Consider the following 24375-nt stretch of genomic DNA (forward strand, 5'->3'; position numbering starts at 1 on the left):
GAGGAGTGGCACGCCAGGAGGGACTCGAACCCCCAACCTGCGGTTTTGGAGACCGCTGCTCTGCCAATTGAGCTACTGGCGTATGTACTCGTTTACCGCAAACCTTATTACAACGAAGGCGGACCGAGGTTCAGCCGGCCCGCCTTCGTTTGAATCCATCCGCCGGAAGGCGGCTGGAAGCAGTTGCTTACTTAAGGATCTTTGCAACCACGCCGGCGCCGACGGTACGACCGCCTTCACGAATTGCGAAACGCAGACCTTCGTCCATCGCGACCGGATTGATCAGGGTCACGACCATCTTCACGTTGTCGCCCGGCATCACCATCTCCACGCCTTCCGGCAGCTTGCAAGCGCCAGTGATGTCGGTGGTGCGGAAGAAGAACTGCGGACGGTAGCCATCGAAGAACGGTGTGTGACGGCCCCCCTCATCCTTGGAAAGTACGTAGACTTCGGCTTCAAACTCGGTGTGCGGCTTGATCGAACCCGGCTTGCACAGCACCTGCCCGCGCTCCAGGTCGTCACGCTTGGTGCCACGCAGCAGCAGACCGGCGTTGTCACCCGCCTGACCCTGGTCCAGCAGCTTGCGGAACATTTCCACGCCTGTGACCGTGGTCTTCTGCGTGGCGCGGATACCGACGATTTCGATTTCGTCGCCAACCTTGATGACGCCGCGCTCGATACGACCGGTCGCCACGGTGCCGCGGCCAGAGATCGAGAATACGTCTTCGACCGGCATTAGGAACGGACGATCAACGTCGCGAGTCGGCTCCGGGATGAAGGTGTCGAGGGCATCGACCAGCTTCAAAATCGCCGGCACGCCGATTTCGCTCTGATCGCCATCCAGTGCCAGACGCGCCGAACCGTGAATGATCGGAGTGTCGTCGCCTGGGAAGTCGTACTTGCTCAACAGCTCACGCACTTCCATTTCGACCAACTCAAGCAGCTCGGCGTCGTCGACCATGTCGGCCTTGTTCAGGAACACGACGATGTGCGGCACACCGACCTGACGCGAAAGCAGGATGTGCTCACGGGTCTGCGGCATCGGGCCGTCAGCAGCCGAACAGACCAAAATCGCACCGTCCATCTGCGCCGCACCAGTGATCATGTTCTTGACGTAGTCGGCGTGGCCGGGGCAGTCGACGTGCGCGTAGTGACGGTTCGGAGATTCGTATTCGACGTGTGCGGTCGAAATCGTGATGCCGCGCGCCTTCTCTTCCGGCGCCGCGTCGATCGCGTCGTACGCCTTAAACTCACCACCGAAACGCTCGGCACCGATCTTGGTCAGCGCAGCGGTCAACGTGGTCTTGCCATGGTCAACGTGACCGATGGTGCCGACGTTCACGTGCGGCTTGGTGCGCTCGAATTTAGTTTTTGCCATGGGTGCGTGTCTCGGTAATCGTTTGGAGTTGAAGACGATTGGGCAATGGTGCTCACGAAAGGAATCGAACCTTCGACCTCCTCCTTACCAAGGAGGTGCTCTACCGACTGAGCTACGTGAGCGTAGTTTTGTATTATGACACGCATTTGCGTTCAATGGAGCGGGAGACGGGAATCGAACCCGCACCATCAGCTTGGAAGGCTGAGGTTCTACCGTTGAACTACTCCCGCGCCGGGAACTGCGTGATACAACGTAAAACTGGTGGAGGGAGGTGGATTCGAACCACCGAAGGCGTAAGCCAGCAGATTTACAGTCTGCCCCCGTTGGCCGCTTGGGTATCCCTCCAGCTTTTACTACCGGACCGGTGCGCAGTGACGCGAATTCGGTTCAGGCTGAAGCAGCCCATTATTTTGTTGCGGGACACACCTAAGTGTCAACAAAAATCTTCAGCCAATCGTCACCGCTAGAAGACGCGCAACCGCAGGGACAACGCGCGACCGGTCAAACGTTGAAGCGGAAATGCAGCACATCGCCTTCCTGGACGCGGTATTCCTTGCCTTCCAGACGTAGACGCCCCGCATCGCGCGCACCGGCTTCACCACGGTACTTGATGAAGTCATCGAAGCCGATCGTCTCGGCGCGAATGAAGCCCTTTTCGAAATCGGTGTGGATCACTGCCGCAGCCTGCGGTGCGGTGGAACCGGCCTTGATCGTCCATGCGCGCACTTCCTTGACGCCTGCGGTGAAGTAGGTCTGCAGGCCAAGCAACCTGTAGGCAGCGCGAATGACGCGATTCAATCCCGGCTCGTCCAGACCCAGATCGGCCAGGAAGGCGTCACGGTCTTCGTCGTCGAGCTGGGACAGTTCTTCTTCGATCGCTGCCGAGACCGGCACCACTTCGGCACCTTCGGTTGCAGCGTGCGCGCGCACCGCGTCTAGATGCGGATTGTTTTCGAAGCCGTCCTCGAGCACATTAGCGATGTACATCACCGGCTTGAGTGTCAACAAGAACAGATCGCGCACCAACGCCTTTTCTTCCTCATCCAGACCGGCTGCGCGCCCTGCCTTGCCATCGGCCAGCGCAGCCTGCAACTTGGCCAGCACCGGCTTACGTGCTGCAGCTTCCTTGTCGCCGCCCTTCGCGCTGCGCTCGGCACGATTGAACGCCTTTTCCACGCTCTCCAGATCGGCCAGCGCCAACTCGGTATCGATGGTTTCGATATCGGCGATCGGGTCGATCTTGTTGTTCACATGGATGATGTCGTCGTTCTCGAAGCAACGCACCACGTGGGTGATCGCATCGACTTCGCGAATATGCGCCAGGAACTTGTTGCCCAGCCCTTCACCGCTCGCCGCACCGGCGACCAAACCGGCGATGTCGACGAACTCGACCGCAGTCGGGATCAACTTCTGCGGCTTGACGATCTCTGCCAGCTGATTGAGGCGCAGATCCGGCACCGGCACGATGCCGACGTTCGGCTCGATGGTGCAGAACGGGAAATTGGCCGCAGCGATGCCGGCCTTGGTTAGCGCATTGAACAGGGTCGACTTGCCGACGTTGGGCAGACCGACGATGCCGCATTTGATACCCATGGGTCACATCCGGGATTTGGGGTTCGGGATTGGAGATTCGTCACGCCGCGCGGCTGCAAATCCCCACTCCCCAATCACGCATTCCTGTTTGTGTGCAGGCGCTTCATCGCTTCATTGAAATTGCCATCCATCGCCAGTGGCAGTACGTCAATGGCAGCGTCCACTGCAGCGCCGATCGCTGCATCGTCGTCGCGCCCTGCCCGCCCCAGCACCCAGGGCACCACACGGTCCTTGTGGCCTGGATGACCGATACCGATGCGCAAACGGTGAAATTTGCCGTGCCCGAGCAGGCCAATGGTGTCGCGCAAGCCGTTTTGGCCACCGTGACCACCGTCGAACTTGAACCGCGCCGTACCCGGTGCCAGGTCCAGTTCGTCGTGTGCGACGAGCAGCTGCTCCGGCTCGATCTTCCAGAACCGCAACGCAGCGGTAATCGATTTGCCACTGAGATTCATGAAGGTGGCCGGCTTGAGCAGCCAGACCCGCCGTCCCGCGATGTCGACCCTGGCGGTCTCTCCGAACAACTTGCCGTCCAACGCCCAGCGCGCGCCGCTGCGCTCGACAATGGCATCGACGAAACGAAACCCGGCGTTGTGCCGGGTCTGCGCGTGTTCCGGACCGGGATTCCCGAGTCCGACGATCAGGCCAAGTGCAGACATGCCAGTCACCGCAGCCGATCCCTCGCGCAATGCGAGAGATCGGCCAACGGATTACTTGGTTTCGGTGCCTTCGCTGCCTTCTTCACCGGCAGCGTCTTCTTCAATGCGCACGTGCTTGGCGGCGACTACAGCCACGTCGTGCTCCTTACCCAGCTTCAGCTCCGGAATTTCAACGCCGGCCGGCAGCTTGAGCTCGGACAAGTGGATCACGTTACCCACTTCAAGAGCACCAAGGTCGACTTCGATGAACTCCGGCAGATCCTTCGGCAAGCAGACCACCTGGACTTCGTTGAGTTCATGGGTAACAACCACGTCGCTCGACTTGCCAGCCGGCGAGGTCGCTTCATTGATGAAATGTAGCGGCACGGCGGCGCTGAGCGTCTCGTTAGCGCTGACGCGCTGGAAGTCGATGTGGATGATCAGCTGCTTGAACGGATGGCGCTGCATGTCACGCAGCAGCACCTGCTGCATCTCGCCATTGAGGTTCAGGTCTAGGATAGACGAGTAAAACCACTCGTTCTGCTGGGCAAGCCAGATCTGCTCGTGGTTGAGCTGGATGCTGACCGGTTCGAGTTCGCCACCGTAAACGATGGCCGGAATGACGCCAGCGCGACGTAGGCGGCGGCTCGCACCCTTCCCCTCGTTCGCGCGGCGCTCGACCTTGATTTCATGTGTCTTTACCATTGAATTTGACTACCTGTTTTGGAATATCGCCTCGCGGCGATTAAACGTCTCACCCGCGACCAGGAGAGACAGATTGCAGCGCCTGGTAGATCCAGACGCCGAATGCGGCGTCAGTCGACGTAGAGCGAGCTCACCGACTCGCCGAAGGCGATACGGCGGATGGTCTCGGCTAGCAGCTCGGCCACGCTCAGCTGACGAATCTTGGCGCAGGTGCGCGCCGCTTCGTTCAGTGGAATCGTGTCGGTGACCACCAGCTCGTCGAGTTGCGAATTGTTGATGTTGTCCACCGCCGGGCCGGACAGCACCGGGTGGGTAATGTAGGCCACGACTTTGAGGGCGCCGCGCTGCTTGAGCGCTGCAGCGGCCGCACATAAAGTGCCGGCGGTATCGACCAGATCGTCGACCAGCACGCAGGTCTTGCCCTGCACGTCGCCGATGATGTTCATCACCGTGGCGACGTTGGCGCGCGGACGGCGCTTGTCGATGATGGCCAGATCCGCATCGTCCAGGCGCTTGGCGACGGCGCGCGCGCGCACCACGCCACCCACGTCCGGCGAGACCACGATCAGGTTGTCGGTGCCGTAGGCGCGCCAGATGTCGGCCAGCAGCAGCGGCGAGGCGTAGACGTTGTCGACCGGCACATCGAAGAAGCCCTGAATCTGGTCTGCGTGCAGATCAACCGTCAACACGCGGTCAGCCTCCATCGCGCAAATCATCTTGGCGGCGACCTTGGCGGTGATCGGCACACGCGAGGAACGCATGCGGCGGTCCTGACGCGAATAACCGAAATACGGGATCACCGCAGTGACCGACGCGGCGCTGGCGCGCTTGAGCGCGTCGATCAGCACCAATAGCTCCATCAGATTCTCGGCGCTCGGCGCGCAGGTCGGCTGAATGACGAACACTTCCTGCCGGCGCACGCTTTCTTCAATCTCGACCTGCACTTCGCCATCGGAAAAGCGCGTGACCAGCGCTTTGCCCATGCGAACGCCCAGCTCCTTGCAAATGCTCAGGGCAAGCGGCTTGTTGGCATTGCCGGAGAACACCAGCAGATTACGTTGGTCTTGCATGGGATCTCTCGGGCGCGGCTAAGAGCTGCGGGTCGATGGTGGAGCGGGTTAAAGCCAAACCAATGCCGGGCTTTTTGTTCAATCCCCGCATAGCTGGATGAGCGGATGTGCGGGGTTTTACAGAGGGAACTGCATTTACGGCTCTTGCAGAAAGATCTGCATCTACAGATCTGCATCAACAAACTGGCAGGGGCGGTAGGATTCGAACCTACGAATGCCAGGATCAAAACCTGGTGCCTTGGGCCTCTTGGCGACGCCCCTGCATCAAAACTTCATCGCGTCCAGTGTATCGAGCAATGGCGAGTGCGCTGCACCCTCCACCACCCACGCTCGCAGGCTATTCGGCAACTGCGCCAAGGCCTGCTCTGCAGCAGCGCGCGTGGCGAACTCGACGAAACACCCACTCCCTGACCCGGTCAAACGCGGCGTCCCGATCCGGGAAAGCGCCTGGAATACTGCCTCGACGGCAGGTTCGCGGCGCCTTAAGACCGGCTCGAACGCATTGTCGAGCAGGGAACCAGAAGCCAAGTCCGCTATTTTCACGGGCGCAGCATCCCGCGTCAATTCCTGTGATTGAAATAAGAACGACGTAGGCACGTGAACGCCCGGATCGACCAGCACGTAGGCCGCCTCTGGAAGGGCCATCGGGGTCAGCTGTTCGCCCACCCCTTCAGCCCAGGCATTGCGACCGCGCACGAACACCGGCACGTCGGCACCCAGCCGCAGGCCCAATTCGGCCAGTGCATCGACCGGCGAGCCCAGGCTCCATAAGGCATTGAGCGCGACTAGCGCGGTGGCCGCGTCCGAAGACCCGCCGCCGAAGCCGCCGCCAGCGGGGATGCGTTTGTCGACCCGGATGTCAGCGCCGGCCTGGCTACCGGTGCTGGATTGCAGCAGGCGCGCGGCGCGGATCACCAAGTCGTCGTCCTCGGCCACCCCCGGCACACTGCGGCCGACGCGCCGGATCAGGCCGTCGCTGCGCAAACGAAGATAAACGGTGTCCCCCCAGTCCAGCAGCCGGAACACGGTTTGCAGCAGGTGGTAGCCGTCGGCGCGGCGCCCGGTGATCTGCAGGAACAGATTGAGCTTGGCCGGCGCGGGCCACGCCGACCAGCTCGCTTGCGGTGCAGACATCAGGGCGAAACCGTCCATTGATCGACCAGCAGGCGCACCTTGGCGTCACCATTGCGGGCTTCGAGGCGCTGCGGCAGCTCCGGCCGACCGTTGTTGGCGGGCGCCCAGGCGAGAAAATCGATGGTCCAGCCGTCTTGTTGCACGGTGCGCGGGCGGCCTGCGGAGTCCAGATCGACACGCTCGGCGCCCGCGTCCGCGATCCGCAGCGCGCGAACCCAATCCGGCATCTGGTTGACCGGGATGGTCCAGCCGGTTGCTTCCAGCAATATCTGCTCGGCGTCGGGACCGCTGCGCGGACCGCCTTCCAGCCCCTCCAGGCGCCCGGCACCACTGGTGGTGTCGCCGGTAAGCACCCAGCTCTGCCTGGTCACCGGCGCGCTGAGTTGCACGCGGTAGCGCGGGCCGTCTTGTTGCCAGTCGATGTGGCCGCTGCCGCCATTGCGGTCCTTGCTGATCGCCACCCGCCCCTGGAACGACCAGTTCGGGTGCGCCTGCAGCCATACCTGGCGGGCGGTTTCGGCCTGGCGGGCGCTATCGGAGACCTGCTCAACCGCAGCCGCACCGCCGCCCTGCCCGCGCGGCATGCTGACGCAGGCCGATAGCCCGACGAGCACCAACCCGCTCAGGGCCAGTGCCCGGATCGCACTGCTCATAGGCCGAACTTTTCCGCGGCGCGTTGCAGCGCGCGGTTATCGGGATCGATGCGGCGCGCCTCATCGAAATAGCGCCGCGCCTCGTCCTGCTTGCCGCTGACCCACAGCACCTCGCCCACATGCGCGGCGATTTCCGGGTCCTTGACCAATGCCCAGGCGCGACGCAATTGCAGCAGTGCTTCCTTGGTGCGGCCCATGCGATACAGCACCCAGCCGTAGCTATCGACGATGGCCGGATTATCCGGGTCGGTGGTGCGGGCGCGGTCAATCAGCGCCAGCGCCTCCTCGTAGCGGGTGGTGCGATCGGCCAACGTGTAACCCAGCGCGTTGAGTGCTGCAACGTTTTCCGGCTCTGCAACCAGGATCTTGCGCAGATCGGCCTCGGCGCGCGCAACATCGTCGCGCCGCTCCCAGGCCAGCCCGCGGGCGTACAAAAGTGCGCTGTCGTCAGGGTAGGCAGCCAGGCCACGCTCGAAGGCATCCAGTTCGCCCCGGGCATCGTCGGCGCGCTGATGCAGTTCGGCTTCGAGCACGTAGGCATCGCGACGCGCGTCGTCGTCAGCGCTAGCGTCGCTTTGCAATGCACGGGCTTCGGCAAGCGCTTCGGGCTTGCGGCCCAGTTCGTACAGCGCACCGGCGGCACGCAAGCGCGCTTCGCTCATCTGCGGGCCGCCAGACACGCCGCGATACCACTCCACGGCTTCGCCGTAGCGCTTGAGGAACTCGGCGATCTTGCCGAGCAGTAGACGCCGGTCCGGGTCGGGCTTGGTCGCGCTGCTGTTGAGCTCGCCGTACAGCGCCTCCAGCGCGGTGCGATCCTTTTCCTTGGCAAGCATGGAGGCGCGCAACCCATAGGTCTGGGTGTCCTGGGGCCCGGTCGAAAGCACGTGCGCAGCGGCTTCGGTCTGGCCCATGGCGTCGTAGGCGAAGGCCAACGCGCCACGCAACTCGGAATCTTTCACCGCCCGCGGTTCAACATTCTTCAGCAGCGTCAGGGCTTGGTCGTTCTTGCCTTCCTGCTGCAGCTGGGTGGCATGCAACAGGGTCACGCGCGGTTCTTCGGGAAAGCGGCGCACCACTTCGTCGACGATGCGCTTGGCCAATGCCGGGCGCTCCATGCGCAGCGCGAGCCTGCCGAACTCCTGCCATGCCTCGATCTGGTTGGGGATGGCACCGGCCTTGACCAGGTCTTCGAGCACGTCGGCCGAGGCTTCCGGCTCGCGCCCGCCGTTGGCCAAGGCGATCAGTGCGAAGCGCCAGCCGCGCGGGCCGGGCTCCTTGAGCAGGCCAAGCAAATCGCGGCGGGCGGTGCGCAAATCGTTGCGACGCAGGGCCAGCGAGGCCTCGGTGCTGCGCATGGACATCGACGACGGCGCGCGGGAACGCCACAACGCCAGAGCTTCGATGGCACGCGGGTCGTCGTTTGCCAGCATGGCAATGCGGGCGGCACGTTCGGCCAGCCCCGCGTCGTCGGCTTCGGCCTTGGCGGCGTCCAGATAGGCGCGGGCGGCAGCGTCCAACTGCCCGGCCTGCAGGGCAAATTCGCCAGCGAGCACGGGTTCGAGCGACGTGGTGTCGGCGCTGCCTGGGGAAGGAGCGGGCAGTGCTTTTTTGGGTGCTGCGATGGAACTGGCGGAGACTGCTACCAGCAAAAGAACACTCAGGATGCGAATCGATACAGGCATCTGGGGCAACCGGGCCGTAAAATGGGGCCCTGAATGGCCGCCAGCTTATCGCAAGCAACTGAACAATGACGTTGTGGGTGCTCGGACTGAATCACCAGACCGCACCTGTGGACCTGCGCGAACGCGTGGCGTTCGCAGGTGACGCGTTGCCGCGCGCGCTTGAATCATTACGTGCGCTGCCGCAGGTGAGCGAGGTCGCGCTGCTGTCCACCTGCAACCGCACCGAACTGTATGCCATGGCCGATGACCCGCGCAGCCTGGTGATCTGGCTAGATACGCATGCGCCTGGATTGAGCGGTTATCTGTATCAGCACCAGGAAGCTGAGGCGGTGCGCCATCTGTTCCGCGTTGCCACGGGGCTGGATTCGATGGTGCTGGGCGAGCCGCAGATTCTGGGTCAGGTGAAAGATGCCTGGGCCGTGGCGCGTGCGCATGGCGCGCTGGGCAGTGGACTAGACCGGTTGTTCCAGCAGACATTCTCAGTGGCCAAGCGTGCACGTACCGACACACGCGTCGGCGCCAATCCGGTCTCGGTGGCGTCCACCGCAGTGCGACTGGCGCAGGAATCCTTCGCCCGGCTCAACGAATCCACAGTGCTGCTGATCGGCGCCGGCGAGACCATCGAGCTGGCCTCCAAGCATTTGAGCGAAGCCCGCGTGCACCGTTTGCTGTTCGCCAATCGCACGCTCGCGCATGCACAGACGCTGGCCAGCCAACACGGTGGCTATGCACTGCCACTGACCGATCTGGAACGCCATCTTGCCGAGGCCGACGTGGTGTTCTCGGCTACCGCTGCGCGCGGGCCGATCGTGACCCGGGTGCAGATGGTGCAGGCGCTGCGTGCGCGCAAACGCAAGCCGATGCTGTTGTTCGATCTGGCAGTGCCGCGCGATATCGAGGCCTCGGTGGCCGAACTGAGCGACGCCTACCTGTACACGGTGGACGATCTGGAACGTGCGGTCGAAGACAACTGCCGAGGCCGTCGTGAGGCGGCCGACCAAGCCGAGGCGATCATCGACCTGCAGGTGGCGCGCTATGTCGAAACCTTGCAAGCCAACGCGCGCCAGGCACCGCTCAAGCGGCTACGCGCGTTCGGCGACAGTACCCGCGACGAACTGCTGGCCAAAGCCCGCCAGCAATTGCATAGCGGCAAACCGGCCGACGAAGTACTTGAACAACTGGCGCATGCGCTGACCAACCGGTTGCTGCATCCGCCGACCGCCGCCCTGCGCGATGCGGCGCTCCACAACGACCTGGAATTGACCAACGCGGCCGACCGGCTATTCCCTGAAAAACCGGGTTACCAACATCCACCTTTAGCTACACCAATCGTGAGGACTGATGACGCCGACCCTGCGCCGTAAGCTCGAAGCGCTGGCCGAGCGCCGCGAAGAATTGCAGCACCTGCTCTCCGACCCCGACGTGGTCAACAACAACGACAAGTTCCGCACGTTGTCGCGCGAACTGTCGCAGCTGGAGCCGGTGGCCGTGGCACTGGAAGACGAAGCACGCGCCAAGGCCGATCTGAGCGCGGCCGACGCCATGCGCAATGACCCGGAGATGCGCGAGCTGGCAGAAGAAGAGATCGCCGCCGCACAGGCGCGTCTGGAAGAGCTCGATGCACAACTGGCACTGCTGCTGGTGCCACGTGACCCGCGCGACGACGGCAACCTGTTTCTGGAAGTGCGCGCCGGCACCGGTGGCGACGAAGCAGCAATCTTCGCCGGCGATCTGTTTCGCATGTACGCGCGCTACGCCGAGCGCCAGGGCTGGAAGGTGGAAATCGAATCCGACAGCCCCGGCGAGCACGGCGGCTACAAGGAAGTCGTGGCGCGGGTGGTCGGGCGCGGCGCGTACTCGCGGCTGAAGTTCGAGTCCGGCACTCACCGCGTGCAGCGCGTGCCGGCGACCGAATCGCAGGGCCGTATCCATACCTCGGCGGCCACGGTGGCGATCATTCCCGAAGCCGATGATGTGGAAGAGATCGTGATCAATCCAGCCGATCTGAAAGTCGACACGTTCCGCTCGTCCGGCGCTGGTGGTCAGCACGTCAACAAGACCGAGTCGGCGATCCGTATCACGCATGTGCCGAGCGGCGTGGTGGTGGAATGCCAGACCGAGCGCAGCCAGCATGCCAATCGCGACAAGGCGATGAAGAGGCTAAAGGCACAATTGGTGGAAGCCGAACGCAGCAAGGCCGCCGCCGCCGAAGCGCAGACGCGCAAACTGCAGGTGGGCAGCGGCGACCGCAGTCAGCGCATCCGCACCTATAACTTCCCGCAGGGCCGCATCACCGACCACCGTGTCGAAGGGCTTACGCTGTACGACCTGCCCAATATCATCGAAGGCGATCTGGATGCCTTGATCGCGAGGCTGCTGCACGAGCATCAGGCCGACGAACTGGCGCGGTTGAGCGATAGCCCGTGAGTGCGCAGGTTCCGCGCGAGCTGTTGCAGCTGCGCGAGGCGGTGCGACGGCAACCCGGCGATTTCGTGGCCTGGTTGATGCTGGCTGATGCCGAGTTGGGCATGGGCGCGATTGCTGCCGGCGAAGCTGCGGTGCAACGCGCACTGATGTTGCATCCGGGTCATCCGGAAGCGGTCGCACGGCTGGGTCGGGTGCGCTGGGCGCAGCAGCGGCATGCCGAAGCGGCTTTGTTGCTGCTGCGGGCATCCAATCTTGTGCCGCACCATCCAGGTATTGCGTTGTGGCTTGGGCATGCCTTGGAAGACGCAGGCCAAGCCGAAGAGGCGGCAGCCGCATATACACGCGCGCATCAGTTGCTGCCCGAGGAGCCGTACATCGCTGCGCAGTTGCTCAACTGGCAACGCCGTCTGTGCAACTGGCCTGGGCTGGATGCGCTCTCCGCGCAGGTGCGCGCTGCGGTGACGCAAGGCGCTGCGGCGGTGGAGCCGTTCGCCTTCTTGAGCGAAGACGCCAATGCCGCCGAACAACTGGCCTGTGCACGGACGCGTGCGCAGGCGATCGCCTCGGTTCTACGCCCGCTTTGGCCAACAACAGTGCGCCGCCAGGGTGCATTGCGGATCGGCTTCGTCTCCAATGGCTTCGGTGCGCATCCCACCGGCTTGCTGACGGTAGCGCTATTGGAAGCGCTGCAACGGCGTCAGCCGGAATTACAACTGCACCTGTTTGCGACCAGCCATGACGATCGCAGCGAGATTCGTACGCGCCTGGCGCAAGCCACGACCTTGCACGATGTCACTGCGCTGGGGCATCTGGCCACTGCGCACCACATCCGCGATCAGGGCATCGATCTATTGTTCGATCTGCGCGGCTGGGGCGGTGGCGGGCGTCCGGAAGTGTTTGCGTTACGGCCGGCGCCAGTACAGGTGAACTGGCTGGCGTATCCGGGCACTTCGGGTGCGCCGTGGATAGACTATGTGCTGGGCGATGGGTTTGCGTTGCCACCGTCGTTGGAGCCGTTTTACAGCGAAAAGGTGGTGCGCTTGAGCCGCGCGTTCCAGCCGTCGGATACCTCGCGCGTGGTTGCCGAACCACCCTCGCGCGTCGAGTGCGGCTTGCCTGAGCACGGTGTGGTGCTGTGCTGCTTCAACAATAGTTACAAGCTCAATCCACGCAGCATGACGCGCACGCTGGCGGTGTTGCGCGCGGTGCCGGACAGCGTGCTGTGGTTGTTGTCGGGGCCGGGTCAGGCCGATGCGCGGTTGCGTGCGGCGGCGCAGGCGCAAGGCGTAGAGGCGCAGCGGTTGGTGTTCATGCCGAAGTTGCCACATCCGCAGTATCTGGCGCGCTATCGGCATGCGGATCTATTTTTGGATACGCATCCGTACAACGCGCATACCACGGCATCGGATGCGTTGTGGGCGGGGTGTCCGGTGTTGACGACGCCAGGTGAAGCGTTTGCTGCGCGGGTGGCTGGGAGTTTGAATCACCATCTGGGGTTGGATGAGATGAATGTGGCTGATGACGTTGCGTTTGTTGCCAAAGCGGTGGAGGTGGCGGGTAATCTGCGGGCGTTGGTTGCGTTGCGGGAGCGGGTGGCGGAGCGTCGGCGCGAGTCGGGGTTGTTCGATATGGACGGGTTTGCGGACGATTTGGCGGAGTTGGTGGGTGAGGTGGCGCGGGAGCATGGTTGGTTGGGAGATTAGGAGTGGACTTGTTGCACCGGCGGTTTCACGCCGTTGTGCTGTACCCGATCGTCCAGGCTCGCTAGGCTGGCGGCATGCCTTCCAATCTCGACTTCATTCCCTTGCGACTGTGCGTGCTGACGGTGTCCGACAGCCGTACGCTGGCCGATGATCGTTCCGGCGATTATCTGGTCCAGGCCCTAATCCACGAAGGTCATGTTCTGCACGAGCGTGCGCTGTGTCCGGACGATCGTTACCGTATGCGGGCGATCGTTTCGGGCTGGATTGCCGATACGCAGGTCAACGGCATCCTGATAACGGGCGGCACTGGTTTCACTGGCCGCGACAGCACGCCAGAGGCAATCACGCCGTTGCTGGACAAGACCATGCCCGGCTTCGGCGAATTGTTCCGCGCCATCAGTGTGGAAGAAATCGGCACCTCATCACTGCAATCGCGTGCGTTTGCGGGGCTGGCCAATCACAGCTTTGTATTCTGCCTGCCCGGCTCCACGCCGGCCTGCCGCACAGCGTGGGAAAAGATCGTGCGTGCGCAATTAGATGCACGCACCAAGCCCTGCAATCTGGCGACATTGCGTCCACGCCTGGGCGAATAGCCTGCGCGTTCCATCGCTGTCGGAACGCCCATGTCGCACCTGAAACGCAAGGCTTACAAAAAGTTGCTGGAGCCGCTGCAGCTGGAACTGGTCGGCATGGCGCATTGGCTGCGCCACACCAATCAGCGCGCGCTGGTGCTGGTGGAAGGCCGCGACACCGCCGGCAAGGGCGGTGTGATCCAGACCATCGTCAGCCATCTCAATCCGCGCCAATGCCGGACGGTGGCGTTGCCCAAGCCCAGCGATCGCGAAAGCACGCAGTGGTATTTCCAGCGCTACGTGACGCATCTGCCGGCCGGCGGTGAATTGGTGCTGATGGATCGCAGCTGGTACAACCGCGCCGGCGTGGAGCGGGTGATGGGCTACTGTACCGACGCGCAGTACGCGGCGTTTTTGCAGCAGACGCCGCGTTTCGAACAGATGCTGGTCGACGATGGCATCCTGCTGTTCAAATACTGGTTATGCGTAGACCAGGCCGAGCAGGAAAAGCGCTTCGCCGAGCGCCACGAAGATCCGCTGAAGGGCTGGAAACTGTCGCCGGTCGATGTGCAGTCGCGCACCAGATACGACGACTACACCGCCGCGCGCGAACGCATGCTCGAAGTGACGCACACGCCCTATGCGCCGTGGACGCTGGTCGATTTCAACGATCAGAAGCGCGGCCGGCTGAGCCTGATCCGCGATCTGCTGGATCGGCTCCCGGACACCTCGATGCCCGAAGAGCTGGTGCAACTGCCGCCATTGCAAAGCGAGCTGCACAAAGAACAGTACGGCGTGCTGAAACCGATCGACGATTACGCCGGCCAGTCCTGAGAAACTCCGTCGCTGGCCGCGGTTGCACGCGGCAGTGGCTGCAGGCCGGCCTGACGTTCGGCCTGCTCCGCTTGCAGCACCAACTGACTCAGGCGCTCACTGAATAGCTGCATGAAACCGCGATGCAACGGACGCATTGCCTCCATGTAATCGACGTCGTCGGCCTGCGGCCCAAGCGGGCTGCAGGACGACAGCAGCATCTCGTCCAGACGCAACGCGCTGTCCGGCAGCCGCACCAGCGCGGCGCGACGCAACCAATCGCGCATGCCTTCGCGATATTCGGCGGCCAGGATGTAAGCCACTTCGACTTGGTCCAGGTCAACGTCCGGGTTCCATGCCAGCACCTGGATGACATGCGAGCGCTCGTCCAACGTGCGGCCTTCGGCGACCAGCGCATGCAGTTGCTGCAACAGGCGCCATTGCACGCTGGCGGCATCGCGCTGCGGGGCCGGCATGGCGCTAATGGCCAGCGCCAGACGGCGCGCGAACAACGCCGGCACGTCGGCCAGCACGATCGGGCCGGCATCGGCGCCGAGCAGAAAACGTTCGGTGCGCAGTTCCGCGGTGTCGGGCAGATAGCCATCCTGCAGCGGGCGCATCACGCCGTGGTCGAGCAAGGACAGCACCACATCCAGCCAGTAGCGACGCTCTTGCTGCAACGCGCGGTTGGCCGACGCGATCTGCCAGGCAGGGCGCAGCTCGTCCAGGCGGGCGATACATGCCTGAGCATCCAATCCATCCCAAGGTGCCCGGCTGGCGTCATTGGGGTCGAACATTTCTACGCTGAGCATGCCATCGCCGAAGCGGTGCCAGATCGCGCCACGTTGGGCGCCGGCCGGGTCAGGCTTGATCGCGACCGGTGCAGCGGTGGCCGGACGCAACAACGCCGCGTAGGCATCGGTCCACGAATCGGGCAAGCGTGCCGATAGGGGATAGCTCGCCGAGGACCGGCCCAGCCTCAGGCGCGCCAAACGCAAGCTCCACAGCAGCGCACCGATCACGATGCCGCCGAAGATCCAGGCCAGCAGCCAGCTGGTGGCCGCCTGCTTAGACTGTAAGACGCGGGTCTGCGGTTGCAAAAACAGCAACCAGCCGCTACCCAGCAGAACACTGAGATACAGCCACGGCGCGAACTGCGCCAACTGGCGATTGCCGCGATGTGCAGACTGGTCGTGCCCATTGTTGTGATCTTGCGTTGGAGCGGCCATTGCATTCCCCTGAACGCCTCATCGCGTTGACAATGATATCGGCGAGGCAACCCAACTCTGTTGCATTGCTGAGGTGACGCAAGCTCAGCCAGTTACAAAGTCTTCAGTCGACGGAACCATGCAGGGCGTGCGCATCACGGGCGCGACCTCAGCCGCTGGCGGGCCCTGCCAGCGGCCATGTTTCCAGTGCATCCAAGGCCGCCTCATTACCTGCGGCAAGCACTCCCACGCTGCCGTCCGTCTGGGTGTACGCATGCCCGCGCAAGCCTAATGCGACGGCGCGCTGGCGGGCGGAGGCCCGCTACTAAACGCCCTTTACCATTACGCCGACGATGAAACGCGCCGCCTGCATCAACCAGCCTTGCCGGTGATGCCGGCCGCGGTTTCGATGTCGTGCGCGGTGATAGGGCCGAGAAATTGTTTGGCGATCTTGCCGTCGGGGCCGATCAGATAGGTCATCGGCAGGCCACGCGGCGTGGCGAAGTCTTGCGGCGGCTGGTACGGGTCGAGAATCGCGATGGGATACGACACCGGGTGGTCTTTCAGGAAGGTCTGCATGTCGGCGCTGGTGATGTCTTCGTAGGCCAGGCCCACCACTTCGACGGTGTCGCGCATGGTGTGCAGCGCCGACAGCTCGGGCATCTCTTTCAGGCATGGCGCGCACCAGGTTGCCCAGAAATTGACTACGACCCACTTGCCGCGATGTGCGGCCAGGTCGTAGGTCTCGCCGGTCAGGGTCGGCAGCGAGAGCTTCGGCATTTCGGCGGTCTGCTGTACTACCGAGACGTTGGGCGCAGTTGCCGGGTTGGCGGCCGCAGCCGACCTGTCCGGCGCCTGGGTGGTCGCAGCGGGCGCAGCGGCATTGCTGGCGGCGGGCGCGCCCTCGCTGGTGGGCTTGCAGGCGGTCAGCAACGACAGCGGCAACAGCAGCGCACAGGCGCCGCGCACAAGACGCACAGTCATGGAGGATCTCCGGGAAGATGGGTGTAAAGTTCACCGACTGGTTGCGCCAGTACGCTGCGCAGCGTTTGCCGCAGTTGTTCCAGCGCCGCGGCGGCGGCATGGCCGTAGGCGTCGTCGCGGCACGGCAACGGGCGGTCTTCAATCGGCACGCGCAGTTGGCAGCTTTCGTAAAGTTCGGCCAGCGGCACCACGTCCAGATCGCGCGCCAGCAGCCATTGGCCACGCTCATCGCGACGCAGCAGGCGGATGCGTTTGAGCTCGCACAGCAACTCCTGCATCAGCGTGTCGGTGAGCATCGGTTCTAGCGCTAGGATGCGGTCTTCGTCGAGCCCGTTGCCGTCGATGCGCGCCTGGCGGAAACGTCCGAGCAGACGCAGCAACACGTAGATTTCAAAGCCCGGCGGTAAACGCATCGCTTCGGGCTGGTAGCGAAACGCCGCCATCGACGACGCCAACGACGCACCCAGCAGCACCGACACCCAACTCAGATAGATCCATAACAACAGGGTCGGCAATGCCGACAGCGCGCCGTAAATACGTTGATAGGTCTGGAAATTGCCGAGATAGAAGCCGAAGCCCCATTTCACGATTTCCATCAGGATCACCGCCATCAGCGCGCCCGGCAGTGCATGCCGCAGGCGCACCGCATGCTGGGGCACCACGCGATAGATCAGCACGATGCAAACGAATTCCACCGCCATCGGCGCCAGGCGCCAAGCCAATTCGGCCAGCCATTGGCCTTCGGTGGTACGGAACAGCGGCAACGCGAATACGTAGGCCGCCATCGCCATCGAGGCGGCAGCCAGCATCGTGCCCAGCGTCAGCACGGTCCAATAGATCAAAAAGCGCGTTACCTTCGGCCGTGCGGCGGCCACGCGCCAGATGCTGTTGAAGGTCTGTTCGATGCTGTGCAGGGTGATCAACAACGAAGCCACCAGCGCGACCATACCGGCCACGGTGAATTTGCCCAGATCTTCCAGCGAGCGATTGAGATAGTTCTGTACCGAGCGCGCCGCGCCAGGCACGAAATTGTTGAAGATGAAGTCGGTTAGCGCATCCTTCCACTGGTTGAAGGCCGGAAACGCCGACAACACGCCAAACACCACAATCGCCAATGGCACCAGCGCAAACACCGTGGTGTAAGCGAGCGAGGCCGCGGCCTGGAACAGCCTGTCATCGAGAAAGCGGCGCCAAAGAAAACGCCTGAAGCTCACCGCCCGCGCTCGGTCGCGCAGGCGTTCTTTCCATTGGTGGATTTTGTTCACACGCGCCATCGCGCAAGGGTACCCGAAGCGCCGTCATCACGGCCTAGCCGCAGGTGCGGCATGCAGCAACTCGCTTGCTTGGCCGATACTGTAGTAACTCTCACAGGGGGTAGATACGCGATGGCGGAGATTTTGGTGCTCTATTACAGCCGGGGCGGTTCGGTGGCGCGGCTGGCGCGACAGATCGCGCGCGGCATCGGTGAAGTGCCCGGCATGAGCGCGCGCCTGCGCACGGTGCCGCCAGTGGCCGCGGTGACCCAGACCAGTGCCCCGCCGGTGCCGGACGAAGGGGCGCCGTATGTGGACCGCGCCGATCTGGCCGACTGCAGCGGTGTTCTGCTGGGCAGCCCCACCCGCTTTGGCAACATGGCCGCGCCGATGAAGTATTTTCTCGACAGCCTGGGCGCCGAATGGGCCAGCGGTACCCTGGCCGGTAAGCCCGCAGGCGTGTTCACTTCCACAGCTTCGATGCACGGCGGCCAGGAATCCACCTTGTTGTCGATGCACCTGCCGTTGCTGCATCACGGCTGCCTGATCGTCGGCATCCCGTTTACCGAGGCCGCGCTGAGCCATACCACCAGCGGCGGCACGCCGTACGGCGCCAGCCATGTCTCCGGCGCCGGTGGCGACCCGCAGCCGAGCGAGGACGAGGCATTACTGGCGCGCGCGCTGGGCCGCCGGGTTGCCGATATAGCGCGCCGGCTAGCCATTCCGTGAGCCTGCGCGCCACGCATTGGCTGCTGACGGTCGCGCTGCTGGCGCTGACGGTGTTATTCGTGATCTGGTTTCACGACGACCCGCGCCGCACTGCGGCGCTGCTGGTGTTCGCACTGCCATCCGCGCTGACCGGCGTGCTGGCAGTGCGCAGCGCGCATGCACGTTTTTGAGCAGGCGTATTTGCATTGGGCTGGTTCAGTCATGGTGTGATGGTGGCTTGGAGTCAGCCCGATGCGAGCACGCTGGCCTGGCTGGAATTACTGCTCGCGCTGCTGGTGGTGGCGTTGGTAAGCGGCCCCGGCATGGCGGCGCGCTTGGGCAAGCACCGAACGCCGCGGTGACGACGGTGCGCTGCAGCGCCATCGCGCCGGGGTCGTATCATCATCACTGCCCCCGCGCGGCCTGCACCGTGCGCTTTAAGGAGATCGCAGCAGTGGAAGACCTCCTGATCGTTACCACCGGTGGCACGATCGACAAGATCTACTTCGACGACAAATCGGACTACCAGATCGGGGACCCGCAGATCGGCCAGATCCTCCAGGAACTGGGCGTTACCTTCCGCTTCTCGGTGATCCCGATCATTCGCAAGGACTCGCTGCACATCAACGATGCCGACCGCGAGCTGATCCGCGCCACCATCGCCGCGCAGCCAACGCGACATGTATTGATCACCCACGGCACCGATTCGATGGTGGAAACCGGCAAGGTACTGCAGTCGTTCGCCGACAAGACCATAGTGATGACCGGCGCGCTCAACCCGGCGCGCTTTCGCGGGTCGGATGCCGAATTTAATATCGGCTGCGCAGTCGGTGCGGTGCAGTCGTTGCCGGCCGGCGTGTATATCGCCATGAACGGGCGCATCTGGAATCCCCAAAAGGTGCGCAAGAACGTCGCCGCCAACCGCTTCGAGTCGGTTTGACGCGATGAGCAAAACCACTCGCGCAACCAAGGCATTGGACGCCGCTGGCGTGGCCTATGTGTTGCACCCGTACGAATACAAGGCCGATGCCGAGGCAAAAGGCTTGCAGGCTGCGCACGCGTTGGGACTGGCACCGCAGACCGTGCTGAAGACGTTAATGGCGTGGGTGGGTAACCAGGCAGTGTGCGTGGTGATCCCATGCGACCGCCGCGTGTCGTTGAAGAAACTGGCCAGGGCGCGCGGCGATAAATCGGCGCGCATGATGGACGTTGCCGATGCCGAACGTCGCACCGGTTACAAGGTCGGCGGCATCAGCCCGCTTGGCCAGCAACGGCAGACGCCGATGCTGATCGAAATAATTAAGTTTAAAGCGTCATCACTGTGGATCAACGCCGGCCAGCGCGGCCTGCTGCTGGAACTGCCCGCCGATCGCATCGGTGCGGTGTTGCAGGCGCGCGCTTGCAGTCTTTGCGAGTGAGTTCCGTGCGATTGCGTCCTGCGCTAGTCGCGCAGGACGCAACGGTCTCTCAATACGTCGCCACAAGATTGACCGCCGAGAACGCCAGCGTGGCCTTCACTCGCACGTAATACACACCCGGCGCGGGCGTGCTCAGCGTGCAACTGTCGGCATTGCCGATCGTAGCGGTACGACAGCTGTAGGCGGTCTCGGTCGGCAACGCACCGGCACGCAGCGACAGATCGGCGTTGCCGCTGCCACCGCTGAGCGCCACCCGCAAGCTACGTGTGCCCGCAGGCACGTTGATCTGGTAATACAGCGAGCCACCAGCCGCTGCAACCAGGCCACTGCGTGCTGCATTGCTGGTCAACGTGGTCGAGGCGATCACTGCAGCCACGGCGCCATCGGCGTTGAGCAGCCCTGCTCCGCAGCCTTGTGTGCACGCAACCGGCAGTTGGCGGGCGCTACTCTTTAGTATGGCTTCCACGCTGGCCGCACTGAGCGGATTGAGCGCCACCGATTGCATCAACGCAATTACGCCGGCCACATGCGGCGCCGCCATCGAGGTGCCGCTGTAGACCGCATAGTTCGCGTTGGCCGCTGCACCGGTCCCACTATTGAGCGTCGCCAGAATCGACTGCCCGGGTGCGGCAATATCCACGCCCTTGCCGAAGTTGGAGAAGCTGGCCTTGGCGCCGGCCGACGTGGTCGCCGCGACAGCAATAACGTTCGGGCAATTGGCCGGCACGCTGTTGGCTACGTCGACATTGCTGTTGCCCGCAGCAACCACCACGCTGGTGCCACGCGACACGGCGCTGGCGATCGCATTACTCAAGGTAGTGGAACAGGTGCCGGTGCCGCCCAGCGACAGGTTGATCACCTTGGCCGGGGTCGGATTGGCCGGCACACCGGACACCGTGCCACCGGACGCCCACACGATCGCATCGGCAATATCGGACAGATAACCACCGCAGCGGCCCAGCACGCGTACCGGCAACACCTTGGCGTTGAACGCCACCCCAGCAGTGCCGGCGCCATTGTTGGCTGCGGCCGCGACGATGCCGGCCACGTGTGTGCCGTGCCAACTGGAATTGGACGCGCTCGCACCGCTGCCACATTCATTGGCGGCGGCCGAGTCGCCGACATCGGCTGCATCGCTATCGCGAGCAGTTCCATCGTGGGCGATGAAGGCATCGCTAATGAAGTCGTAACCGGGCAGCACATTGGCTGACAGCTCCGGATGCACAGTGACGCCGGTATCGATTACCGCCACCACCACACCCTTGCCGGTCGCCTTGTCCCAAGCCGGCCGCACGTTGATGCCGGCGGCGGTCGTGCCCAGCGCCCACTGCTCGGACAGGCGGGTGTCGTTGGGCACCAGCGTCGGCTGCAGCACCATGTCCACTTCCACCCGCTTGACCGACGGGTCGGCCGCCAGCCGGCGCATCAGGGTTTCCGCATCGACCCGGTCCAACGCGCGGTCGGCCACCAGCAATTGCGGCCCGACCCCGAGCCAACGCGATGCCGACAACCCGAGGGCACGCCCGCTCCGCGCCGTCACCGCGCTAGCGATCTCGCGCAGAGAGCCACTCAGACGTCTGCCCTGGTTGCTGGCGGTGCTGTCCTTATAGCTGACGATGAAACGTTGGTGAGTCGATGCCGACCCCAGCCCCTGCAGGCTGACGTCGCCAGCGAATGCAGGTGCAGTGCCGCACAGCAGTGCACTGGCCAGTGCAATATGACTCAAACCGTAGAACCATACATGGCGCATTGAATCCCTCCCCAAGGATGTCGGTCTGCAACCAAAGGCGGGATATAGCCCCAGTTGCGATGAGGCACGCCGGCTGGCGTGGCTTCCCACCTGCAACGTTATCGACAGGGCACGTGCGAAGCTGAGCAGGGATCGGGAGCAACGCGTGGCGTGCCACCGCGTTCGTTAAGGATGGCAGTCGGACAGATAGGCGGTTGCCGCCGTGGCTGCACCGAAGTTATTGCCCGGCCTGGCACGCCGCACATCGCCTTTCCTTGCCTGAAACGACACTGCCCCGCCGAAACGGCGCACTGAGTATTAGCGGGCGTGACGCGGCAAACCGCATCACGCAGATCTGCGCAGCGTCAGCGGACGGGTTGCTGCCGACTGCACTAGCGCGACCACCCTGGCCACATGCGGGGCCGCCATCGGGGTGCCGTTGTACCAAGCGTAATTGGCAGTCCCCGGCGTGGTGGTGCCGCTGTTGCGCGTGGATAGGATCGCCGAGCCTGCGCCGCAGATGTCGATGCCGGCGCCGAAGTTGGAATAGCTGACCTTGGCGCCGGCCGAGGTGGTGGCCGCCACCGCGATCACGTTGGCGCAGTTGGCCGGCAGCGCGCCGGAGACGTTGGTGGAGCTGTCGCCGGCCGCCACCACCACCACCGTGGTACCACGCGAGACCGCACTGTTGATCGCAGTCTGCATGGTGGCCGAACAGGTGCCGCCGCCGCGCGGCATGTTGATCACTTCGGCCGGATTGGCGTTGGCGGGAAGGCAGCTGCCGCCGGACGTCGGACGCCTATACGACGGCATCGGAGATGTCCGACAACGCACCGCCGCAGCGGCCCAGTACACGGACCGGAACGACCTTGGCATTGAACGCGGTGTCGGCCATATGGGTGCCATGTCAGTTGGAATCGACACGGCGCAGCCGCTGTCCGAATGCCAGTCGCCGTCGTCGGCCGGATCGCCGTCGCGGCCATTGCCATCGCGCGCGGTTGCGGCGTCGCTGATGAAGTCGTAGCCGGCCAGAATGTTGACGTTGAGGTCCGGATGGCTGGTGATGCCGGTATCGATCACCGCAACGACCACGCCGGTACCGGTGGCCTTGTCCCAGGCCGGGCGGATATTGAGGCCGGCGTTGGTGGTGCCAAAGCCCCACTGCTCGGACAGGCGAGTGTCGTTGGGCTCAGGGTGCCGTGTAGGATCTGGTCGACTTCCATGTTCTGCAGGTTGGGTCGGCTGCCATTTGGCGCATCAGGGTTTCGGCTTCGGCGCGATCCTGCGCGCGGTCGGCCTCGACCAGCTCAGGCCCCAGTGCCACGCGGCGCACCGAGCTCAAGCCCAGCGGCTTGCCGGCCTTCGCGCGGCGGCGCTGAGAGAGCCGGTCAGCATGGTGGGATTGGACAGTGCAGTTCTGCCGTCCTTGTAGGTCACGATGAATTTTTGGGGGCCGGGGCGGTGGCAAGACCATCCAGATAGACCTCGCCAGCGAAGGCCGCAATCGCCAGCAGTAGGGAGGTAAGCGCGGTCACGCTCAGCACGGTGGGCGCGCGAGGACGCCTGCGGAAAGACTCGTTCGGCATTGAGGTCCCCGGATCAATCCCTTGTTATCGATCCGTCCATCGAACCTAGTCCACTAAAACCAGAATGAACAATAATATTTTTTGTCTTTTTAAACTTTATATTTTAAGTTTTTTTGACGCACCACTGGTCCGTTCAACCTGCTTCCTCCGCTTTTCTGCTTCCTCCGCTTTTTTTGACGGCGCCATCGCTTGCATGCTGCGTCGCAGGCCAAAAAAAACCCCCGCGCTAGCGCGCAGAGGCCTGTTTTTGAAGCGGTGGCGTTGACTCAGAACCTGTTCACGATCTTTCCTGATTGGTGCAGACTCTGCGGATGCGCCAAAAAACCTATCCGAGCGACATGAGCCGGGAGCGTTTCGAACACATCCTCCCGATCCTGGAACAAGCGCGCAAGCGCACCAAGCCACGCCGAGTGGATATGTATGAGGTGTGGTGCGCAGTGTTGTACGTGCTGCGAACCGGTTGCCAATGGCGAGCGCTACCCAGCGACTTTCCGAAGTGGCGGACCGTGCACGCGTACTTTGCCAAGTGGGGCGAGTGCGACGATGAAGGAGTGAGCCTGCTGGAGCGGGCGCTCAAAAAATCAGGTTGGCGTGGCCCGCCAGAAACAGGAGCGCAACATCTTCAGCAGGTTCTTGATCGTGGACGCGCAGAGCGTCAAGAACACGGACACAGCCGGGCAAAAGGGATATGACGCGGGCAAAAAGGTGTCGGGCATCAAGCGGCATATCGCTGTTGATACCCAGGGGTTGCCCCATGCCATCGCGGTGACGACGGCGGAGGTGACCGACCGCAAAGGTGCGCTGCAGGCGCTGGAGCGCTGTCAGTCAAACTTGACGCATGTACAAAGCCTGCTGTGCGACAGTGGTTACACCGGAGTACCGTTTGCCGAAGGCGTACGAGAGATTCTAGGCGAGCAGCTCACGGTGCAGATTGCCAAGCGCAGCGAACTGCACACCTTCAAGGTCATGCCCAAGCGCTGGATCGTCGAGCGCAGTTTTGCCTGGCTGGAGAAAAACCGAAGGCTGTGGAAGAACTGCGAGCGCAAACTCAACACCAGCTTGCAGTTCATCCATCTGGCCTTCTTGGCGCTTCTACTCAAAAGATCGTGAACAGGCTC

22 protein-coding genes, 5 tRNA genes and 2 pseudogenes are annotated in these 24375 nt (G+C 63.3%); 10 read left to right on the forward strand and 19 right to left on the reverse strand.

Annotation, left to right across the window (positions count from 1 at the left end):
- Positions 1–6 precede the first annotated feature (6 nt).
- The 13 genes from PD885_RS14715 to PD885_RS14775 form a co-directional block, all read right to left on the reverse strand.
- Positions 7–82, reverse strand: a tRNA-Trp gene (locus PD885_RS14715).
- Positions 83–187: 105 nt separating this feature from the next.
- Entirely contained in the window at positions 188–1378 is a 1191-nt protein-coding gene (tuf, locus tag PD885_RS14720) for an elongation factor Tu (protein WP_002811703.1), read from the reverse strand.
- Positions 1379–1424: 46 nt separating this feature from the next.
- A tRNA-Thr gene (locus tag PD885_RS14725) sits at positions 1425–1500 on the reverse strand.
- Between the two features lie 34 nt (positions 1501–1534).
- Positions 1535–1608, reverse strand: a tRNA-Gly gene (locus PD885_RS14730).
- A gap of 29 nt (positions 1609–1637) precedes the next feature.
- A tRNA-Tyr gene (locus PD885_RS14735) sits at positions 1638–1723 on the reverse strand.
- 156 nt (positions 1724–1879) lie between these two features.
- A complete protein-coding gene (gene ychF, locus PD885_RS14740; RefSeq protein ID WP_002811726.1) occupies positions 1880–2971 on the reverse strand; it encodes a redox-regulated ATPase YchF in 1092 nt (363 codons plus the stop codon).
- Between the two features lie 74 nt (positions 2972–3045).
- Positions 3046–3630, reverse strand: coding sequence for an aminoacyl-tRNA hydrolase (gene pth / locus PD885_RS14745; RefSeq protein ID WP_002811727.1), 585 nt, complete (start codon positions 3628–3630; stop codon positions 3046–3048).
- A gap of 51 nt (positions 3631–3681) precedes the next feature.
- Positions 3682–4314, reverse strand: coding sequence for a 50S ribosomal protein L25/general stress protein Ctc (locus PD885_RS14750; RefSeq protein WP_002811728.1), 633 nt, complete (start codon positions 4312–4314; stop codon positions 3682–3684).
- Positions 4315–4424: 110 nt separating this feature from the next.
- On the reverse strand, positions 4425–5384 hold the full coding sequence (locus tag PD885_RS14755; protein WP_002811729.1) for a ribose-phosphate diphosphokinase: 960 nt from the start codon (positions 5382–5384) through the stop codon (positions 4425–4427).
- Positions 5385–5568: 184 nt separating this feature from the next.
- A tRNA-Gln gene (locus PD885_RS14760) sits at positions 5569–5645 on the reverse strand.
- A 3-nt stretch (positions 5646–5648) separates the two neighbouring features.
- Positions 5649–6536 carry a 4-(cytidine 5'-diphospho)-2-C-methyl-D-erythritol kinase gene (gene ispE, locus PD885_RS14765; RefSeq protein WP_002811730.1) on the reverse strand — a complete coding sequence of 296 codons (888 nt, stop codon included), beginning with the start codon at positions 6534–6536 and terminating at the stop codon, positions 5649–5651.
- Complete coding sequence (gene lolB / locus PD885_RS14770) at positions 6518–7171, reverse strand: lipoprotein insertase outer membrane protein LolB (protein ID WP_002811731.1); 654 nt, start codon at positions 7169–7171, stop codon at positions 6518–6520. The genes ispE and lolB overlap by 19 nt, the downstream gene beginning before the upstream one ends.
- The gene (locus PD885_RS14775; protein WP_040762903.1) at positions 7168–8856 is read right to left on the reverse strand and encodes a tetratricopeptide repeat protein; all 1689 of its coding nucleotides are present in this window, start codon (positions 8854–8856) and stop codon (positions 7168–7170) included. Before PD885_RS14775 ends, lolB begins: the two co-directional genes overlap by 4 nt.
- A 65-nt stretch (positions 8857–8921) precedes the next feature.
- On the opposite strand from PD885_RS14775, the gene hemA reads away from it, so the two are divergent.
- From hemA to ppk2, 5 genes are all read left to right on the forward strand, one after another.
- Positions 8922–10220 carry a glutamyl-tRNA reductase gene (hemA, locus tag PD885_RS14780; protein ID WP_002811736.1) on the forward strand — a complete coding sequence of 433 codons (1299 nt, stop codon included), beginning with the start codon at positions 8922–8924 and terminating at the stop codon, positions 10218–10220.
- The gene (prfA, locus tag PD885_RS14785; protein ID WP_002811743.1) at positions 10198–11283 is read left to right on the forward strand and encodes a peptide chain release factor 1; all 1086 of its coding nucleotides are present in this window, start codon (positions 10198–10200) and stop codon (positions 11281–11283) included. Before hemA ends, prfA begins: the two co-directional genes overlap by 23 nt.
- Positions 11280–12986, forward strand: coding sequence for an O-linked N-acetylglucosamine transferase, SPINDLY family protein (locus tag PD885_RS14790; protein ID WP_002811745.1), 1707 nt, complete (start codon positions 11280–11282; stop codon positions 12984–12986). The genes prfA and PD885_RS14790 overlap by 4 nt, the downstream gene beginning before the upstream one ends.
- Before the next feature lie 74 nt (positions 12987–13060).
- A complete protein-coding gene (gene moaB / locus PD885_RS14795; protein ID WP_002811747.1) occupies positions 13061–13579 on the forward strand; it encodes a molybdenum cofactor biosynthesis protein B in 519 nt (172 codons plus the stop codon).
- 30 nt (positions 13580–13609) lie between these two features.
- On the forward strand, positions 13610–14392 hold the full coding sequence (gene ppk2, locus PD885_RS14800) for a polyphosphate kinase 2 (RefSeq protein WP_002811749.1): 783 nt from the start codon (positions 13610–13612) through the stop codon (positions 14390–14392).
- Here the strand turns inward: ppk2 and PD885_RS14805 are convergent.
- From PD885_RS14805 to PD885_RS14820, 4 genes and pseudogenes are all read right to left on the reverse strand, one after another.
- Positions 14374–15600, reverse strand: coding sequence for a hypothetical protein (locus PD885_RS14805; RefSeq protein ID WP_002811751.1), 1227 nt, complete (start codon positions 15598–15600; stop codon positions 14374–14376). The genes ppk2 and PD885_RS14805 overlap by 19 nt on opposite strands.
- An 84-nt stretch (positions 15601–15684) precedes the next feature.
- Positions 15685–15952: pseudogene (locus PD885_RS14810) on the reverse strand (acylphosphatase).
- On the reverse strand, positions 15952–16563 hold the full coding sequence (locus PD885_RS14815; RefSeq protein WP_002811753.1) for a TlpA family protein disulfide reductase: 612 nt from the start codon (positions 16561–16563) through the stop codon (positions 15952–15954). The pseudogene PD885_RS14810 and the gene PD885_RS14815 overlap by 1 nt, the downstream one beginning before the upstream one ends.
- Positions 16560–17837, reverse strand: a complete 1278-nt coding sequence (locus tag PD885_RS14820; RefSeq protein ID WP_002811755.1) for a YihY family inner membrane protein — start codon at positions 17835–17837, stop codon at positions 16560–16562. Before PD885_RS14820 ends, PD885_RS14815 begins: the two co-directional genes overlap by 4 nt.
- A 51-nt stretch (positions 17838–17888) precedes the next feature.
- On the opposite strand from PD885_RS14820, the gene wrbA reads away from it, so the two are divergent.
- The 4 genes and pseudogenes from wrbA to ybaK all read left to right on the forward strand — a co-directional run bounded on the left by wrbA (position 17889) and on the right by ybaK (position 19942).
- A complete protein-coding gene (gene wrbA / locus PD885_RS14825) occupies positions 17889–18545 on the forward strand; it encodes an NAD(P)H:quinone oxidoreductase (protein WP_172402129.1) in 657 nt (218 codons plus the stop codon).
- Positions 18542–18886 (forward strand): annotated as a pseudogene (locus PD885_RS14830) (DUF2069 domain-containing protein). The gene wrbA and the pseudogene PD885_RS14830 overlap by 4 nt, the downstream one beginning before the upstream one ends.
- Positions 18887–18978: 92 nt before the next feature.
- Complete coding sequence (locus PD885_RS14835) at positions 18979–19464, forward strand: asparaginase domain-containing protein (protein WP_002811764.1); 486 nt, start codon at positions 18979–18981, stop codon at positions 19462–19464.
- Positions 19465–19468: 4 nt separating this feature from the next.
- Positions 19469–19942, forward strand: coding sequence for a Cys-tRNA(Pro) deacylase (gene ybaK / locus PD885_RS14840; RefSeq protein WP_002811766.1), 474 nt, complete (start codon positions 19469–19471; stop codon positions 19940–19942).
- 49 nt (positions 19943–19991) lie between these two features.
- Here ybaK and PD885_RS14845 read toward each other — a convergent pair whose 3' ends face one another.
- On the reverse strand, positions 19992–21692 hold the full coding sequence (locus PD885_RS14845) for a S8 family peptidase (RefSeq protein WP_002811768.1): 1701 nt from the start codon (positions 21690–21692) through the stop codon (positions 19992–19994).
- A gap of 324 nt (positions 21693–22016) precedes the next feature.
- Positions 22017–22763: a S8 family serine peptidase gene (locus PD885_RS22905; RefSeq protein ID WP_002811770.1), complete on the reverse strand. Its 747-nt coding sequence runs from the start codon at positions 22761–22763 to the stop codon at positions 22017–22019.
- Positions 22764–23568: 805 nt separating this feature from the next.
- On the opposite strand from PD885_RS22905, the gene PD885_RS14855 reads away from it, so the two are divergent.
- Positions 23569–24367 (forward strand): IS5 family transposase gene (locus tag PD885_RS14855; RefSeq protein ID WP_088056738.1). Its coding sequence is split into 2 segments (ribosomal slippage): positions 23569–23840 and positions 23839–24367, totalling 801 coding nucleotides; the frame shifts between segments, so codons are not numbered across the junction.
- Positions 24368–24375 lie beyond the last annotated feature (8 nt).

Source organism: Xanthomonas fragariae (assembly GCF_900183975.1).
Taxonomy (GTDB): domain Bacteria; phylum Pseudomonadota; class Gammaproteobacteria; order Xanthomonadales; family Xanthomonadaceae; genus Xanthomonas; species Xanthomonas fragariae.